Raw genomic sequence first — 14487 nt, 5'->3', positions numbered from 1 at the left:
TTATCCTGGCGGGAAACACCCCACGCCCACTTTCATCACGGCACGGAGCCCGACTTGTACTTCACCGATCGCGGCATCGAGGAGCTGGAGAAGCGGCGCGGCGAGGAGGAGGTCACTTTCGAGTGGCTCGCCGAGCAGCTCCGCACCTTCGTCGACCTGAACCCGGACTTCGAGGTCCCGGTGGAGCGGCTGGCCACCTGGCTGGCGCGTCTCGACGACGAGGACGAGGACGAGGAATAGCAGGTGCCGGGCGGTCCCCCGCGGACTTCCCGGTGTCCCTCGCGGCACCCACGACGAAGGGGCCCGACCGTTTCCGGTCGGGCCCCTTCGTCGTGGGGACGCGGGCCTGGATCAGGCGGCCTTGGTCTCCCAGAAGATGCGGTCGATCTCGGCGATCAGGTCGAGCGCCTTCTGACCGGTCGCCGGGTCGTTCGACGCCTTGGCGGCCGAGAGGGCCTTCAGGGTGTCGTTGACCAGGGTGTGGAGCTGCGGGTACTTCTCGAAGTGCGGCGGCTTGAAGTAGTCGCTCCACAGCACCGAGACGTGGTGCTTGGCCAGCTCGGCGCGCTGCTCCTTGATGGTGATCGCGCGGGCGCGGAAGTCCGCGTCGTCGTTGGCCTGGTACTTCTCCTGGACGGCCTTGACCGACTCGGCCTCGATACGGGCCTGGGCCGGGTCGTACACGCCGCAGGGCAGGTCACAGTGGGCGGAGACCTTCGCCTTGGGGGCGAAGAGGCGGGAAAGCATGGAGTTTGTCCTCCTCGTGATCGTCTTCTCAAGGGGGAGATTACTCGCTGACCGACCGGAATTCGCGGGCGCCCCTGCGGGCTTAGGACAAAAGTCCAGCGTCGACGCGCCCGCGGTGAGCGAATGTACGGACCCATGCGGCAGCATGCGGAGGGGACGAGGAGGTCGCTCATGGTGGAGGACAAGCGCGCCTGGAAGCGCTTGGGCGTGCTGGACGTGTACGGGCCGTCGATGGTCCCGACGCTGGTCCACGGGGATCAGGTGGTCGTCCGGTACGGGGCGCCCGTGCGTCCGGGGAACGTGGTCGTCCTGCGGCACCCGTTCCAGCAGGACCTGCTGGTGGTCAAGCGCGCGGTGGAGCGGCGGCCGGGCGGCTGGTGGGTGCTCGGGGACAACCCGTTCAACGAGACCGGCGACAGCACCGACTACGGGACGGTGCCCGCGGAGCTGGTGCTGGCGACGGCGTTGGTGCGGTTGCGGCCCAGGCCGGCGGGGCCGGGGGCTCAGCGTTCGCTGAGGACCTGGCTGTCCTGGGCGGCGTCGGCGGTGCGGCCGCTGCGTGCGGACTCGTCCGCCTCCAGGCGCTTGCGGGCCCGGTAGGCGGCCACGTTCGCGCGGGTGGCACAGCGGTCGGAGCAGTAGCGGCGGGACCGGTTGGTGGAGGTGTCGAGGTAGGCGTTGCGGCAGGGCGCCGCCTGACACAGGCCCAGGCGCTCCGGGCCGTGCGCGGTGAGGTGGAAGGCGAGCCCGAAGGAGGCCATGGCGGCGTAGCCGGCAGAGGCGTTCGAGGGGTGCTCGGCGAGGTGGATGTGCCAGTCGGGGCGGCCGTCGTCGTCGAGGGTCTCGTGCCCGGAGACCTGGGGGCTGACGGGGAACTCCATGAGCAGGGAGTTCAGCAGGTCGACGGCGAGCACGTGGTCGCCGCCGTCGGCGGCCTCGAAGACGGAGCGCAGCCGGCCGCGGACGTTGCGGAAGCGGGTGACGTCGGTGTCGGTGACCCGGCGGGCCATCTGGGTGCTGGCCCCGAAGAGCGCGCGGACGGCGTCCACCGAGGTGAGCGAGTCCTTGTTGCGGGCCGGCTCCTCGGTGTTGACCAGGCGCACGGCGTAGTCCGAGTAATGGGCCAGTTCCACTTGTAGTCCTTACGGCTGCGGATTAAGGTCTGCGGTAACAGCTACTACAGGTTCGAGGGTATTACGCATGGAGGGGTTCGGGATGACCGAAGCGTCGAATCCGGTGACCGTCGGGGACTGGCAGGCCTGGCAGCACAGCTGGGACCGTCAGCAGGAGTGGTACATGCCCGACCGCGAGGAGCGGTTCCGGGTGATGCTGGACATGGTCGAGGCACTGGTGGGACGCGCTCCCCGGGTACTGGATCTCGCGTGCGGTACGGGAAGTATCACGGACCGCGTGCTCAAGAGGTTCCCGGAGGCCCGCAGTACGGGCGTGGACCTGGACCCGGCCCTGCTGACGATCGCCCGCGGCCACTTCGAGGGCGACCCCCGGGTCACCTTCGTGACCGCGGACCTCAAGGACCCGGACTGGACCGCGGCCCTGCCGCACGACACCTACGACGCGGTGCTCACCGCCACCGCCCTGCACTGGCTGCACAGCCCGCGGCTCACGGTGCTCTACGGGCAGCTCGCCCCGCTCGTGCGCGAGGGCGGGGTCTTCATGAACGCCGACCACATGCCCGACCCGACGACCCCGCGGCTCAACGCCGCCGACCGTGCGCAGCGGCACGCCGGCATGGATCGGGCCCGGGCCGCCGGCGCCGTCGACTGGGCCGACTGGTGGGCGCTGGCCGCGGCCGACCCGCTGCTCGCCGAGCCGACGAAGCGCCGCTACGAGATCTTCGGCGAGCACGCCGACGGGGACACCCCGGACGACGCCTGGCACGCCCGCACCCTGCGCGAGGCCGGTTTCGCGGAGGCCCGCACGGTCTGGCGCTCCCCCTCGGACGCGCTGGTCCTCGGCCTGAGGTAGGCCCCGCGCCCGGGCGCCCGGTCCGGGAACGACGGGAGGGGCGGTACGGAAACCCGTACCGCCCCTCCCGTGCGTCGATCGGTCACAGCACCTTGGACAGGAACGCCTTCGTCCGGTCGTGCTGCGGGTTGCCCAGGACCTCGCGCGGGTGGCCGGACTCGACCACCACGCCGCCGTCCATGAAGACGAGGTTGTCGCCGACCTCGCGGGCGAAGCCCATCTCGTGGGTGACCACGATCATGGTCATGCCGGACTCGGCGAGGTCGCGCATGACGTCGAGGACGTCACCGACCAGCTCCGGGTCGAGCGCGGAGGTGGGCTCGTCGAAGAGCATCAGCTTCGGCTCCATGGCCAGCGCGCGGGCGATCGCCACGCGCTGCTGCTGACCGCCGGAGAGCTGCGAGGGGTAGTTCCCGCCCTTGTCGCCGAGGCCGACGCGGTCGAGGAGCTTGACGGCGCGCGCCCGCGCCACCGCCCGGCTCTCGCCCTTGACCATGACCGGGGCTTCCATGACGTTCTCGATGGCCGTCATGTGGGGGAACAGGTTGAAGCGCTGGAAGACCATGCCGATGTCCCGGCGCTGGGCCGCGACCTCGCTGTCCTTCAGCTCGTAGAGCTTGCCCGCCTTCTCGCGGTACCCGACGAGCTGCCCGTCGACCGAGAGCCGGCCGGCGTTGATGCGCTCCAGGTGGTTGATGCACCGCAGGAAGGTGGACTTGCCGGAGCCGGACGGACCGACCAGGCAGAAGACCTCACGGGGGGCGACCTCCAGGTCGATGCCCCGGAGGATGTGGGCGGGGCCGTACGACTTGTGGACGGCCTCGGCCTTGACCATCGGCTGGGCGGTCACTTCGCCACCTCCGTACGGCGGAACATGTTCAGGTTGGCCTTGATCCGCTGCAGCGGGGTGGGCGGCAGGGACCGCAGCGAGCCGCGGGCGTAGCGACGCTCCAGGTAGTACTGGCCGACGCTGAACACGCTGGTGAGCGCCAGGTACCAGATGGAGGCCACGAAGTACATCTCGATGATGGCGCCGGCGGTGGAACCGATGTTGCTGGTGGCCCGCAGGAGCTCGGTGTACTGGACCGCCGAGACCAGCGACGAGGTCTTCAGCATGTTGATGAACTCGTTGCCCGTCGGCGGGATGATCACCCGCATCGCCTGGGGCAGCACCACGCGGCGCATGGTCTGCACCTGCGTCATGCCCAGCGCGTGCGAGGCCTCGCTCTGCCCCTCGTCCACGGACTGGATGCCGGCGCGCACGATCTCCGCCATGTAGGCGCCCTCGTTCAGGCCGAGGCCCAGGAGGGCGACCAGGAACGGGGTCATGACGTCGACGGTCTCGTTCTTGTAGATCGGACCGAGGTCGATGTACTGGAAGATCAGCGGCAGGCTGAACCACACCAGCAGCTGGACGTAGACCGGCGTGCCGCGGAAGAACCAGATGTAGAGCCAGGCGACGGCACTGGTCACCGGGTTGTTCGACAGCCGCATCACCGCGAAGAGGATGCCGAGCACCAGACCCAGCAGCATCGAGGTGACGCTGATGAGGATGGTGTTGCCGAGGCCGGTGATGACCGTGGGGTCGAACAGCTTGTCGCCGACGGTGCCCCAGTTGACGTTGCCGTTGGCGAAAGCGAGAACCAGCCAGCCCAGCACCGCGACGACGACCACGGCACTGATCCAGCGTCCGTAGTGTCGGACGGGAATCGCCTTGATGGCCTCGTACGGGGTGGCCGAGGGGCCGGGTCCGGCCGGGGTTGCGGCCGGACCCTTGTCGATCTTGTCAGTCACAATGACTGCCCTTCAGTGGAGCGCCCGGAATTACTGACCTGCGTTGACGGTCGCGGACTTGACGGCGCTGTCCTTGACGTCCCACTTCTCGAGGACCTTGGCGTAGGAGCCGTCCTTGATGATGGCGTCGAGGGCCTGCTTGAGGGCGTCACGCAGCTGCGTGTTCTCCTTGGCGACACCGATGCCGAAGAGGCCGACGTCGCTCTGCTGGCCGGTGACCTCGAAGTCGTTGCCGCCACCCGAGGTCTTCGCGGTGTACGCGGCGACCGGGTAGTCGTTCAGGTCGGCCACGGCGCCGCCGGCCTTGACGCGGGTCTGCGCCTCGGCGTCGGTGTCGAAGGCCTCGATGGTGAGCTTCTTGTCCCCGCACTTCTCGGCCTGCGCCTTGAAGGTGTCCTCGTAGATCGTGCCGCGCTGGACGGCGACGGTCTTGCCACACAGGTCGTCGAGGGACTTGATGCCCTGCGGGTTGCCCTTCTTGACGATGAGCGAGACGCCGGACGAGAAGTAGTCGACGAAGTCGACGCCCTTGCCGATCTTGGCGCCCTTGTCGTCCAGACCTTCCTGACGCTTCTTGTTGTCCGTGATGGACGACATGATCGCGTCCTGGCGGCCGGTGTAGACCGAGGTCATCAGGCCGTCGAAGGTACCGGCGGTGAACTGGAACTTCACCCCGAGCTGCTTGCCGAGGGCCTCGGCGATGTCGGGGTCGACACCGACGATCTTGTTGCCCTCGGTGAACTCCATCGGCGCGTAGGCGGCGTCCGTGCCGACCTTGATGACACCGGCGTCCTGGATCTTCTTCGGCAGGGCCGAGAAGAGCGGGGCGGCGTTGGTCTTGCCCGAGGGAGTGGAGCTGCCGCTGTTGTCGGTCTGGTCGCCACAACCGGTGAGGATGAGGGCGCCGGCGACCGCGATCGCACCGGCCGCGGCGATCCGGGACCGGGCGGCGGTCGTACGACGGGTGGTGCTTGCGGTCATGAGCTGGTTCCTCCGGCAGTGGGGAAAAAAGCATCCGAGAACGGTCGGGGCACGCACCATCGAGTGTCGCGACCTTGTGTGATTACGGCATCTTGCCATTCGGACTGAGACATTCAGGGTGCCCGTCAGGTCAAAATCGGATAACGGGCGACCCGGGGTACCCAACAGGACTGCGGAGAACGGGCTTCACGGCGGGATTATGCGCTGTGACCAGGGCTTTTCTCCGCAGTATTTGCGGTGCGTCTCGCCCGTTGGACATCAAGGTTTGGACTTTTCGCCAAAACAGGGACAACCGGCCTACGATCGAGCGGGAATCGACTCGTCTGAGCGAGCGTTCTTCCGGTAGAACAGATCCTTACACCCCTCATCCGGGGCTCAGGGCGCGCGTGCGGCGCGCCCGCGCGTACGAACCTCCCTCTTCGCGGAGACGGGCCAACCGTCGATGCGGAGCACGGACGCGGTGCCCGCCCACCCCTTAACCAGGAGTGGCCACCCTCAACGATTAAAGACTTAAGGGGTCAAGAAAGTGGCAGCGGAGATCGTCAATCCTCGCAGCGACAGCGTGACGGACAACAACCCCGATGCGGTGTTCGCGCTGCACCGGGGCGGCAAGATGGCCGTGCAGGCCACCGTGCCGGTCCGCAACAAGGACGACCTGTCCCTCGCGTACACGCCCGGTGTGGCGAAGGTCTGCAGCGCCATCGCGGAGAACCCGGAACTCGTCAACGAGTACACCTGGAAGTCCAACGTGGTCGCCGTCGTGACCGACGGCACGGCCGTGCTCGGCCTCGGGGACATCGGTCCCGAGGCCTCCCTCCCCGTGATGGAGGGCAAGGCGATCCTGTTCAAGCAGTTCGGCGGTGTCGACGCGGTTCCGATCGCGCTCGCCACCAAGGACACGGACGAGATCATCGAGACGGTCATCCGTCTCGCGCCCTCCTTCGGCGGGGTCAACCTGGAGGACATCTCCGCGCCCCGCTGCTTCGAGATCGAGCGCCGGCTCCAGGAAGCCCTGGACATCCCGATCTTCCACGACGACCAGCACGGCACGGCCATCGTGACGCTGGCCGCCATGCGCAACGCGGCGAAGCTCACCGGTCGCACCCTCGCCGACCTGCGTGCGGTCATCTCCGGCGCGGGCGCGGCGGGCATCGCCATCGCCAAGATCCTCGTGGACGCGGGCATCGGCGACGTGTGCGTCACCGACCGCAAGGGCGTCGTCTCGGCGGACCGCTCCGACCTGACGGACGTCAAGGCAGAGATCGCGGGCCTGACCAACAGGACGGGCCAGACCGGCTCCCTGGAGAGCGCCCTCGCGGGCGCGGACGTCTTCATCGGCGTCTCCGGCGGCACCGTCCCCGAGGCCGCGGTGGCCACGATGGCGAAGGACTGCTTCGTCTTCGCCATGGCCAACCCGAACCCGGAGGTCCACCCGGACGTCGCGCACAAGTACGCGGCGGTCGTGGCCACCGGTCGTTCGGACTTCCCGAACCAGATCAACAACGTGCTGGCCTTCCCGGGGATCTTCGCGGGCGCCCTCAAGGTGCGCGCGACCCGGATCACCGAGGGCATGAAGATCGCCGCCGCCGACGCCATCGCCGGCGTCGTGGGTGACGAGCTCGCGGCCGACTACATCATCCCGTCGCCGTTCGACGAGCGCGTCGCCGAGGCCGTCACGGCCGCGGTCGCCGCGGCGGCGAAGGCCGACGGCGTGGCCCGTCTGGTCTGAGCGGCACGTTCCGTTCCGCACGCTGAGCTGTACGGGTGAAGGCCCGGTCGGATCCGTTCCGGCCGGGCCTTCCCCGTGTCCGGGCCGGTGTCCGTGGCGAGCGGGGTGCCGGCGCGGGCGGACGTGTCCGAGCGTGAAGGGCCGGCCGGAACGCGCGGAGAACGCACCCTCCCGGCCCCCGAACCGGGAGGGGTCGCTCCGTGCGTCGCCCGGCCGAGCCGGGCGGTCGTGGGGGTCGCCGTCGGGCAGAGCGCGCCGGACGGGACCACGGGCGGGAAATGACAGGCTCATGGCGAGCATCACCGCACGGCCAGAATGTTACCCCCGATCCCGACTCGATCCCGACGTTCCGATTAGGCATCCCAGCCGCACAAACCAACTGGTACGGCGGGTACTTGGGGACCCGACCGGACATTCCGCTCCGACTCACCGCCGACCTGATGCCTCTGGCCAGGCCCCGCTACCGAGCGGTAGCGTCTGGCGGCATGTTCGCTGCCTACGCCGCCCGAATCGACCGAGACCAGCCGCTGAGCGGCCTTGAGCTGGGCGACCGCCCCGCCCCCGAGGCCCGCCCCGGCTGGGTGACCGTGAACGTCAAGGCCGCCTCGCTCAACCACCACGACCTGTGGTCGCTGCGCGGAGTCGGCCTCGGCGAGGAAAAACTGCCCATGATCCTCGGTTGCGACGCCGCCGGGATCGACCAGGACGGCAACGAGGTCGTCCTGCACTCCGTGATCGGCCAGAGCGGCCACGGGGTCGGCCCCGACGAGCCGCGCTCGATCCTGACCGAGCGCTACCAGGGACCTTCGCCGAGCAGGTGACCGTCCCCGCCTGGAACGTCCTGCGCAAGCCCGCCGAGTTGTCCTTCGAGGAGGCCGCCTGCCTCCCCACCGCCTGGCTGACGGCGTACCGGATGCTGTTCACCAACGCCGGCGTGCGCCCCGGGGACTCCGTCCTGGTCCAGGGCGCGGGCGGCGGTGTCGCCACCGCCGCGATCGCCCTGGGCAAGGCGGCGGGCCTGCGCGTCTTCGCGACCAGTCGGGACGAGGCCAAGCGCAAGCGGGCGGTGGAGCTGGGCGCGGTGGACGCGTTCGAGCCGGGCGCCCGACTGCCGCAGCGGGTGGACGCGGTGATCGAGACGGTCGGCGCCGCCACCTGGTCGCACTCGATCAAGTCCCTGCGGCCCGGCGGGACCCTCGTCATCTCGGGCGCGACGAGCGGCGACCGCCCGGCGCACGCGGAGCTGACCCGCATCTTCTTCCTGGAGCTGAAGGTGGTCGGCTCGACCATGGGCTCGAAGGACGAGCTGGAGGACCTGCTGTCCTTCTGCGCGGCCACGGGCCTGCGGCCGGTCATCGACGAGGTGCTGCCGCTGGACCGGGCGCGCGAGGGCTTCGAGAAGCTCGCGTCCGGAGACCTCTTCGGCAAGGTGGTCCTGACGGTCTGACGGCCCGACTCCCGCGCCTCGCACCGGACACCGCGCGTCAACTGGGGTTGACGCCCTCCTGCATGTCAACCTACATTGACACGCATGACCGAAGCGACCGATCTCGCCGAACGGGCCGGCGACCGTGACCCGCGTGTGGGCCTGCGTGCCGTGGCCGCCCTCCGAAGGCTGCTGGAGCAGCTGGAGGCCGTACAGGTACGCAGTGCCCGCGCGCAGGGCTGGTCCTGGCAGGAGATCGCGGCCGAGCTGGGTGTCACCCGGCAGGCCGTGCACAAGAAGCACGGGAGGCTTTGATGTTCGAACGCTTCACGACCGACGCCCGCACCACGGTGACGGGCGCCGTGGCCGAGGCCCGACGGGCCGGGGCCGCCACGGTCACCGAGGAGCACCTGCTGCTCGCCCTGCTCGCGCAGGGCGCGCTGGATCCGCTCGGCGTGGACCGGGCGGCGGTGGCCGCGGGCCTCGCCGAGGCCCGGCGCCGGGGCGGCATGACCCGGGCCGACGAAGAGGCGCTGGCCGGTCTCGGGATCGACCTCACCGAGATCGTCACCCGGATCGAGGAGACCCACGGCGAGGGCGCCCTGTCGACCGCCACGCCCCGCAGGCGGGGCCTGGGCGCCTCGCTCCGCTCGGCCCTCGGCCGCCCGGAGTCGGACAACCGGCACGTCCCCTTCACCCAGGGCGCGAAGAAGACCCTGGAGCAGTCCCTGCGGATCGCGCTGGGGCGGGGGGACCGCCACATCGGCACCGCCCACCTGTTGCTGGCCCTGCTCTCCCGCCCGGGCGCGGTCGCCGAGGTCCTCACGGACCACGGGGTCACCCTCGCCGGCGCCGAACGGGCTCTGGCGGCCTGAGGACGGCTAGGTCGTCTCTTTCGGATCTTGTCGGCACCGGCAAGATCCGAAAGAGACGACCTACGCCGGGTCCGGACGGAGTTCCGCCGTGACCCGGGTCGCCGCGACGGCCAGGTGCGCGCGGGCCTCGGCCAACTGAGCCGGGCTCACCCCGTGATCGCGGGCCGCGTCGCGGATCTCGTCGCGGAAGCGGTCCAACAGCCGGTCCAGGTCGCGGATCGGGTCCGCGGTCGGGGCCAGGTCCTCGGCCCAGGTGGAGCCCACGTCCGAGGCCGCGGTCGAGGCGCCGGGAGCGGAGGCGGGGGTGCCGGCTCCGAGCCAGGCCCCGGCCAGGCCGCCCAGGACGCCGCTCGACTTCGCGAACTGCTCCTGGAGCTGGCTCGCGATGCGCTGGACCTCCTCGCGGGCCCGTTCCTGGGCCTCCTTGGCCTGGCGGCGGGCCTGGTGGGCCTCCTCGCGGGCCCGGCGGCTCTCGTCCTTCGCCCGCCGCGCCTGCTCCTTCCACTCCGCCTTCGCCTTGCGGAGCTCCTCCTTGGCGGCCTTCCAGCCCTCGTCGTCGACGCGGGTCGTCGTGGCGGAGGCGGCGGCGGCGCGCATCTCGCGCCGCAGGTCACCCGCCGCGCCCCGGACGTCGTCGCGCATCTCGGCGGCCAGTTCGGAGACCGAGTCGCGGATCTCCAGTTCCAGGTCGGCCAGTTCACCGCCGCGGTCGGCGAGTTCGGCGCGACCGGCCTCGGTGATGGAGTACACCTTGCGCCCGCCCTCCGTGGCGTACGTGACGAGCCCCTCGGCCTCCAGCTTCGCCAGCCGCGGGTACACGGTGCCCGCGGAGGGTGCGTACAGCCCCTGGAAGCGCTCCTCCAGGAGCCGGATCACCTCGTACCCGTGACGCGGGGCCTCGTCCAGCAGCTTGAGGAGGTAGAGGCGGAGGCGGCCGTGGGCGAAGACGGGCGGCATGTCAGAGCACCTTCTTGTCGAGCGCGAGGGGGGCGGCGGTGTCGGCGGTGTCGCCGGCCGGGCGGCGCAGCAGCGCGATGGCGCCGGAGACGGTGGTGGCGCGCAGGGTGCCGGTGCCGGCTCCGAGCGTGCCGGTGATCCGCTTGGCGCCGAACTGGCCGGACACCCGCAGGTCCTCGAAGGCGTTGGAGACGCCACCGGTGGCGGTGTTGGCCTCGACCCGCGCGTCGGCCGGGTGCGGCAGGCGGATCGCCACCTGGCCCGAGACCGAGTTCAGGGAGATGTCGACCGGGCTGGGCGCGGTCGGGTCCAGTGCCAGGTCGATGAGCATGTCGCCGCTGACTGAGTCGGCCCGTACGTTGCCGCCCGCGCCGTCGACCACCGTCAGGCCGCCGGAGACCGAGTGGAAGCCGAGTTCACCGGTGACGGACTGGGCCTCGACGCCGCCGGAGACGGTGTGCACCTTGACCTTGCCGGAGAGGCCGACCAGCGTCGTGTCACCGGAGACGCCGTTGACGTCGGTGTCGGCGGCGATGCCGGAGACGAAGGCGGTGGCGCTGACCGCGGCCAGTTGCACGGAGGTGGAGGCGGGCACCGTGAGGGTGACCGTGACGGACCGCTCCCAGGCCTTGCGCCCGGCGCCGCCGGACCACGACTTCCAGGGCTTGCTGTCGAACCATTCCCGGAAGCCCTGGGAACCGTTCCAGGGGAGGTCCTCGTAGGAGAGGGTGAGGACGCCGGCCTCGTGGACGACGTGCAGCGGTGGGCCGTCGACCTCGGCGACCTCCAGGCGGGCGGGCCCCTCGTCGGAGGCGACGACGTTCACGGTCCCGCCGACGACACGGACACGGAGTTCGGTCACCGGCTGCTCGAAGGTGAGCTTCTGCGGTTCGGCGACGGACCACGTCATCTGCTCTGCCATGGTGCTGATCCTCCTCGTGCGTTCACGGACCGGACTCGACGCACGCAACATATCGCGTCTTGTGAGTAACACGATATATCGCGGTCAAGGGAAGTCAAGCGCATCCCTGAAATCCCCATTTTGCGATGATCTGCCCCGTTTTCCAGGCATGCGGAGTCGGCGCGTGCGGCGTGCGCGGCGCGCGGGGCGGGGTGGAGCGGGTCGGGGGTGCGGGCGCGGACGAAGAGGGCCGAGGCACGGCGGGATGCCGCAGCGCGGCCGGTCCCGTTCCGGCCGACAGGACTCAGGCCGCCAGGAGGGGGCTCGCGTGGTGGTGGAGCCAGGCCCGGTACGGCGGGGTGCGCAAGGCGGCTTCGCGATAGGCCGCGCGGAGGTCCTCGTACACCTCGGCGTGCGTGCCCGGCAGGGTCGCCAGGAGCAGCCGGACCGCCAGCGGGTCCCCCGACAGCGGCCGGATGGCCATGTCGTCCCGGGGGCCGGAGGTCGGCTGGCAGGGGGCGACGGCCTCGCCGGAGACGATCAGCGAGGTCGCGGTGTGGTAGTCGGCGTGCAGCACGGGCGGGTCCACCCCGGCTCCGGCGAAGACCCGCCGCAGGCCGTCCCATTCGCCGTCCACGGACGGGTCGACGGTCCAGCGGTCGGCGGCCAGGTCACGTAATTCCACCACCGGCCGGCGCGCGGCGGGATGGTCCCGGGACATGGACACGAACTGCGGTTCGCGCTCCATCAGCACGTGCAGTTCCAGGCCGGGCGGCACCCGCAGCGGACTGCCCTCGACCTCGTGGACGAACGCCACGTCGAGCTGGCCCGACGCCACCATCCGCAGCAGCGCGTTGGCCGACACGTCGACCACCAGGGAGGTCTCGGTCTCCGGCGAGCGCCGGTGCAGCCGGCGCAGCCAGCCCGGCAGCGCCCGGCTGGCGGTCGAGCCGATCCGGAGCCGGGGACCGTGGGCGGCGGCGCGCGCCTCGGCCACCAGCGCCGCCATCTCGGCGAGCAGCGGTCTCGCCCGTCCGAGCACGGTACGGCCGAATGGCGTGGGACGACATCCGGTCCGTTCGCGCAGGAACAGTTCCCCTTCCAGGGCCCGTTCGATACGGCGCAGTTGGGTCGTCAGCGAGGGCTGGCTCACGCCGAGTTGCCGCGCCGCCTTGTGCAGGCTGCCGGCGTCCGCGATGGCACACAGTGCGCGCAGGTGCCTCACCTCGAGCTCCATGACCCGAGAGTAGGGCGGGCGGACGGCGCCGCACCAGCCGCTGATAGCCCCCCGAATCCCGCCATTCTCACGCTAGTTGACCTACCGAAAACTTCCCGATAGCCCGGCGTTATCGATGGCTGACATCATCCGCCGGCCCCTTCCGCTCCCGCAGACTCCGGTACCGAACGACCCACCCCCCACACCGGATGAGTAGGAGCCCCCCACATGCGCCACTCCCGTAAGTCCATGCTGGCCGCCGGCATCGGCCTCGGCCTGGCCGCCGCCCTGGCCTCGGTCGCCCCCACCGCGAGCGCCGCCCCGGCGCCCGTCGGCACCACCGCGAGCTACGCCGCGTACGAGCGTTCGCAGGAGAACGACGCCGCGACGAAGGCCTTCTTCCAGGCCGTGCGGGCTTCGGTGGCCGAGCAGCGCGCCGCGAACCCGGGCGCCCTCGCGGTGACCGTCACGTACAACACCCGCAGCGCCCCGAGCTTCCGCAGCCAGATAGCCCGCTCCACCCAGATCTGGAACAGCTCGGTGAGCAACGTCAGACTGCAGGAGGTGTCCTCCGGCGGGAACTTCTCGTACCGCGAGGGCAACGACTCGCGCGGCTCGTACGCGAGCACCGACGGGCACGGCCGGGGCTACATCTTCCTGGACTACCGGCAGAACCAGCAGTACGACTCCACCCGCGTGACCGCGCACGAGACCGGCCACGTGCTGGGTCTGCCGGACCACTACTCCGGCCCGTGCAGCGAGCTGATGTCGGGCGGCGGACCGGGCACCTCGTGCACCAACCCCAACCCGAACTCCGCCGAGCGCTCGCGCGTCAACCAGCTCTGGGCCAACGGCCTCGTCGCCTCCGGCCTCGGCACCAAGGGCTAGGTCGACCCCGGCAAGATCCGAAAGAGCCGGCCCAGGTCGCTTCCGCTAGACCTCCCTGGGGACGTATGTGGGGCAGTCCGGGTTCCTACAGGAGCCCGGGCCCCACTGCGGCACGAAGATCCCGAGGGACTTGCGCCGTCGGACCACCGTGTCCACGGAAAGCCCGCAGGCCGGGCACGACTGCTGTTCGTGCCCGGCCTGCGGGGCCACCGTCTCGTGCGTGCGCTGCTGCTCTTGACCGGCCATACCTCAACGGTAGGCCGGTTTCGCGCGTTCGGCGGGGCGGCGCCGGCGGCGACCGTTCCTCACGCCCGCGGCTTGCGCCACATCGGCCACATCAGGGGCCCCTCCGGCAGGCGTACCGCCGTCCCCGTGAACTCCCAGCCGAGCCGTTCGTACAGCCCCTTGCTGCGCTCGCTGCTCGCCTCCAGGTACGCCGGCAGCCCCTCGCGGTCGCAGCGCTCCAGCACCGGGCGCATCAGCTCCGTGCCCAGGCCCTCGCCCTGCCGGTCGGGCGCGACGGCGATCATCAGCAGGTACTCGTGCTCCTCGGACGTCGGGTGCACCTCGCCGGTCAGCCGGCCCACCAGCTCGCACCGCTCGTTGTCGGGGTCGGCCACCGCCCGCATCCTCGCCGGGACCTCGTCCTCGCCCTCCGGTTCGCCCGCCGGGATCCGCAGCCACAGCGCCGCCGCCGAACCGTCGACCGCGTAGTCGATCCGCCCGTCGGCCAGCGCGACGTCCACGAAGACGCCCAGGAACCTCCCGTGCACCGCCGCCCGGTGCCCCGGATCCGGGAAGACCCATGTGCTCACGGGGTCGTCACGGAAGGCCTCGTCGAGCAGCCGCGCCACCGCGTCCCGGTCCGACCGATCCGCCTGACGTATCTCCAGCACCACTGGACCCACCCCTCACTCGCCTGTCAACGACTGCGGGTGATCCTAGAGTTGGCCCGAACGGCCCGGAAGGCGCGGCCGCGACCGCGCG

17 protein-coding genes and 1 pseudogene are annotated in these 14487 nt (G+C 70.7%); 8 read left to right on the top strand and 10 right to left on the bottom strand.

What is annotated here, in order from left to right; translation table 11 throughout:
* The first annotated feature begins 54 nt into the window (after positions 1 to 54).
* On the top strand, positions 55 to 240 hold the full coding sequence (locus OTB19_RS06910) for a DUF6104 family protein (protein WP_030190019.1): 186 nt from the start codon (positions 55 to 57) through the stop codon (positions 238 to 240).
* A gap of 111 nt (positions 241 to 351) precedes the next feature.
* On the opposite strand, the gene sodN is transcribed toward OTB19_RS06910, so the two are convergent.
* Entirely contained in the window at positions 352 to 747 is a 396-nt protein-coding gene (gene sodN / locus OTB19_RS06905) for a superoxide dismutase, Ni (protein ID WP_030036761.1), read from the bottom strand.
* Positions 748 to 918: 171 nt separating this feature from the next.
* Between sodN and sodX the strand changes: the two genes are divergently transcribed.
* On the top strand, positions 919 to 1347 hold the full coding sequence (gene sodX, locus OTB19_RS06900) for a nickel-type superoxide dismutase maturation protease (protein WP_267797120.1): 429 nt from the start codon (positions 919 to 921) through the stop codon (positions 1345 to 1347).
* On the opposite strand, the gene OTB19_RS06895 is transcribed toward sodX, so the two are convergent.
* Positions 1251 to 1880, bottom strand: a complete 630-nt coding sequence (locus OTB19_RS06895; protein WP_267797119.1) for a CGNR zinc finger domain-containing protein — start codon at positions 1878 to 1880, stop codon at positions 1251 to 1253. The genes sodX and OTB19_RS06895 overlap by 97 nt on opposite strands.
* Before the next feature lie 82 nt (positions 1881 to 1962).
* Between OTB19_RS06895 and OTB19_RS06890 the strand changes: the two genes are divergently transcribed.
* Complete coding sequence (locus OTB19_RS06890; RefSeq protein WP_267797118.1) at positions 1963 to 2733, top strand: class I SAM-dependent methyltransferase; 771 nt, start codon at positions 1963 to 1965, stop codon at positions 2731 to 2733.
* A gap of 82 nt (positions 2734 to 2815) precedes the next feature.
* Here OTB19_RS06890 and OTB19_RS06885 read toward each other — a convergent pair whose 3' ends face one another.
* From OTB19_RS06885 to OTB19_RS06875, 3 genes are read right to left on the bottom strand one after another with little or no spacing between them, the layout of a single operon-like run.
* Positions 2816 to 3568, bottom strand: coding sequence for an amino acid ABC transporter ATP-binding protein (locus OTB19_RS06885; protein WP_267797166.1), 753 nt, complete (start codon positions 3566 to 3568; stop codon positions 2816 to 2818).
* Between the two features lie 11 nt (positions 3569 to 3579).
* A complete protein-coding gene (locus tag OTB19_RS06880) occupies positions 3580 to 4527 on the bottom strand; it encodes an amino acid ABC transporter permease (protein ID WP_266969831.1) in 948 nt (315 codons plus the stop codon).
* Between the two features lie 30 nt (positions 4528 to 4557).
* Positions 4558 to 5508, bottom strand: a complete 951-nt coding sequence (locus OTB19_RS06875) for an ABC transporter substrate-binding protein (protein ID WP_267797117.1) — start codon at positions 5506 to 5508, stop codon at positions 4558 to 4560.
* 526 nt (positions 5509 to 6034) lie between these two features.
* Here OTB19_RS06875 and OTB19_RS06870 point away from each other — a divergent pair.
* From OTB19_RS06870 to OTB19_RS06855, 4 genes and pseudogenes are all read left to right on the top strand, one after another.
* The gene (locus tag OTB19_RS06870; protein WP_267797116.1) at positions 6035 to 7237 is read left to right on the top strand and encodes an NAD(P)-dependent malic enzyme; all 1203 of its coding nucleotides are present in this window, start codon (positions 6035 to 6037) and stop codon (positions 7235 to 7237) included.
* Positions 7238 to 7722: 485 nt separating this feature from the next.
* Positions 7723 to 8684: pseudogene (locus tag OTB19_RS06865) on the top strand (zinc-binding dehydrogenase).
* Positions 8685 to 8768: 84 nt separating this feature from the next.
* Entirely contained in the window at positions 8769 to 8978 is a 210-nt protein-coding gene (locus tag OTB19_RS06860) for a hypothetical protein (RefSeq protein ID WP_053676451.1), read from the top strand.
* Positions 8978 to 9538, top strand: a complete 561-nt coding sequence (locus OTB19_RS06855) for a Clp protease N-terminal domain-containing protein (protein ID WP_267797115.1) — start codon at positions 8978 to 8980, stop codon at positions 9536 to 9538. The genes OTB19_RS06860 and OTB19_RS06855 overlap by 1 nt, the downstream gene beginning before the upstream one ends.
* 60 nt (positions 9539 to 9598) lie before the next feature.
* Here the strand turns inward: OTB19_RS06855 and OTB19_RS06850 are convergent, their stop codons facing one another.
* The 3 genes from OTB19_RS06850 to OTB19_RS06840 form a co-directional block, all read right to left on the bottom strand.
* Positions 9599 to 10495, bottom strand: a complete 897-nt coding sequence (locus OTB19_RS06850) for a PadR family transcriptional regulator (protein WP_267797114.1) — start codon at positions 10493 to 10495, stop codon at positions 9599 to 9601.
* 1 nt (position 10496) lies between these two features.
* A complete protein-coding gene (locus OTB19_RS06845; RefSeq protein ID WP_267797113.1) occupies positions 10497 to 11417 on the bottom strand; it encodes a DUF4097 family beta strand repeat-containing protein in 921 nt (306 codons plus the stop codon).
* A gap of 283 nt (positions 11418 to 11700) precedes the next feature.
* A complete protein-coding gene (locus OTB19_RS06840) occupies positions 11701 to 12633 on the bottom strand; it encodes a LysR family transcriptional regulator (RefSeq protein ID WP_267797112.1) in 933 nt (310 codons plus the stop codon).
* Between the two features lie 207 nt (positions 12634 to 12840).
* Between OTB19_RS06840 and snpA the strand changes: the two genes are divergently transcribed.
* On the top strand, positions 12841 to 13500 hold the full coding sequence (gene snpA / locus OTB19_RS06835; protein ID WP_267797111.1) for a snapalysin: 660 nt from the start codon (positions 12841 to 12843) through the stop codon (positions 13498 to 13500).
* A gap of 45 nt (positions 13501 to 13545) precedes the next feature.
* Here snpA and OTB19_RS06830 read toward each other — a convergent pair whose 3' ends face one another.
* Both OTB19_RS06830 and OTB19_RS06825 read right to left on the bottom strand, forming a co-directional pair.
* Complete coding sequence (locus OTB19_RS06830; RefSeq protein ID WP_267797110.1) at positions 13546 to 13746, bottom strand: hypothetical protein; 201 nt, start codon at positions 13744 to 13746, stop codon at positions 13546 to 13548.
* Positions 13747 to 13805: 59 nt separating this feature from the next.
* The gene (locus OTB19_RS06825; RefSeq protein WP_267797109.1) at positions 13806 to 14399 is read right to left on the bottom strand and encodes a GNAT family N-acetyltransferase; all 594 of its coding nucleotides are present in this window, start codon (positions 14397 to 14399) and stop codon (positions 13806 to 13808) included.
* Between the last annotated feature and the right edge of the window lie 88 nt (positions 14400 to 14487).

Origin of the sequence: Streptomyces sp. H27-H5 (genome assembly GCF_026627505.1) — a bacterium.
GTDB lineage: Bacteria > Actinomycetota > Actinomycetes > Streptomycetales > Streptomycetaceae > Streptomyces.
This window is presented reverse-complemented; position numbering and strand designations above follow the sequence as displayed.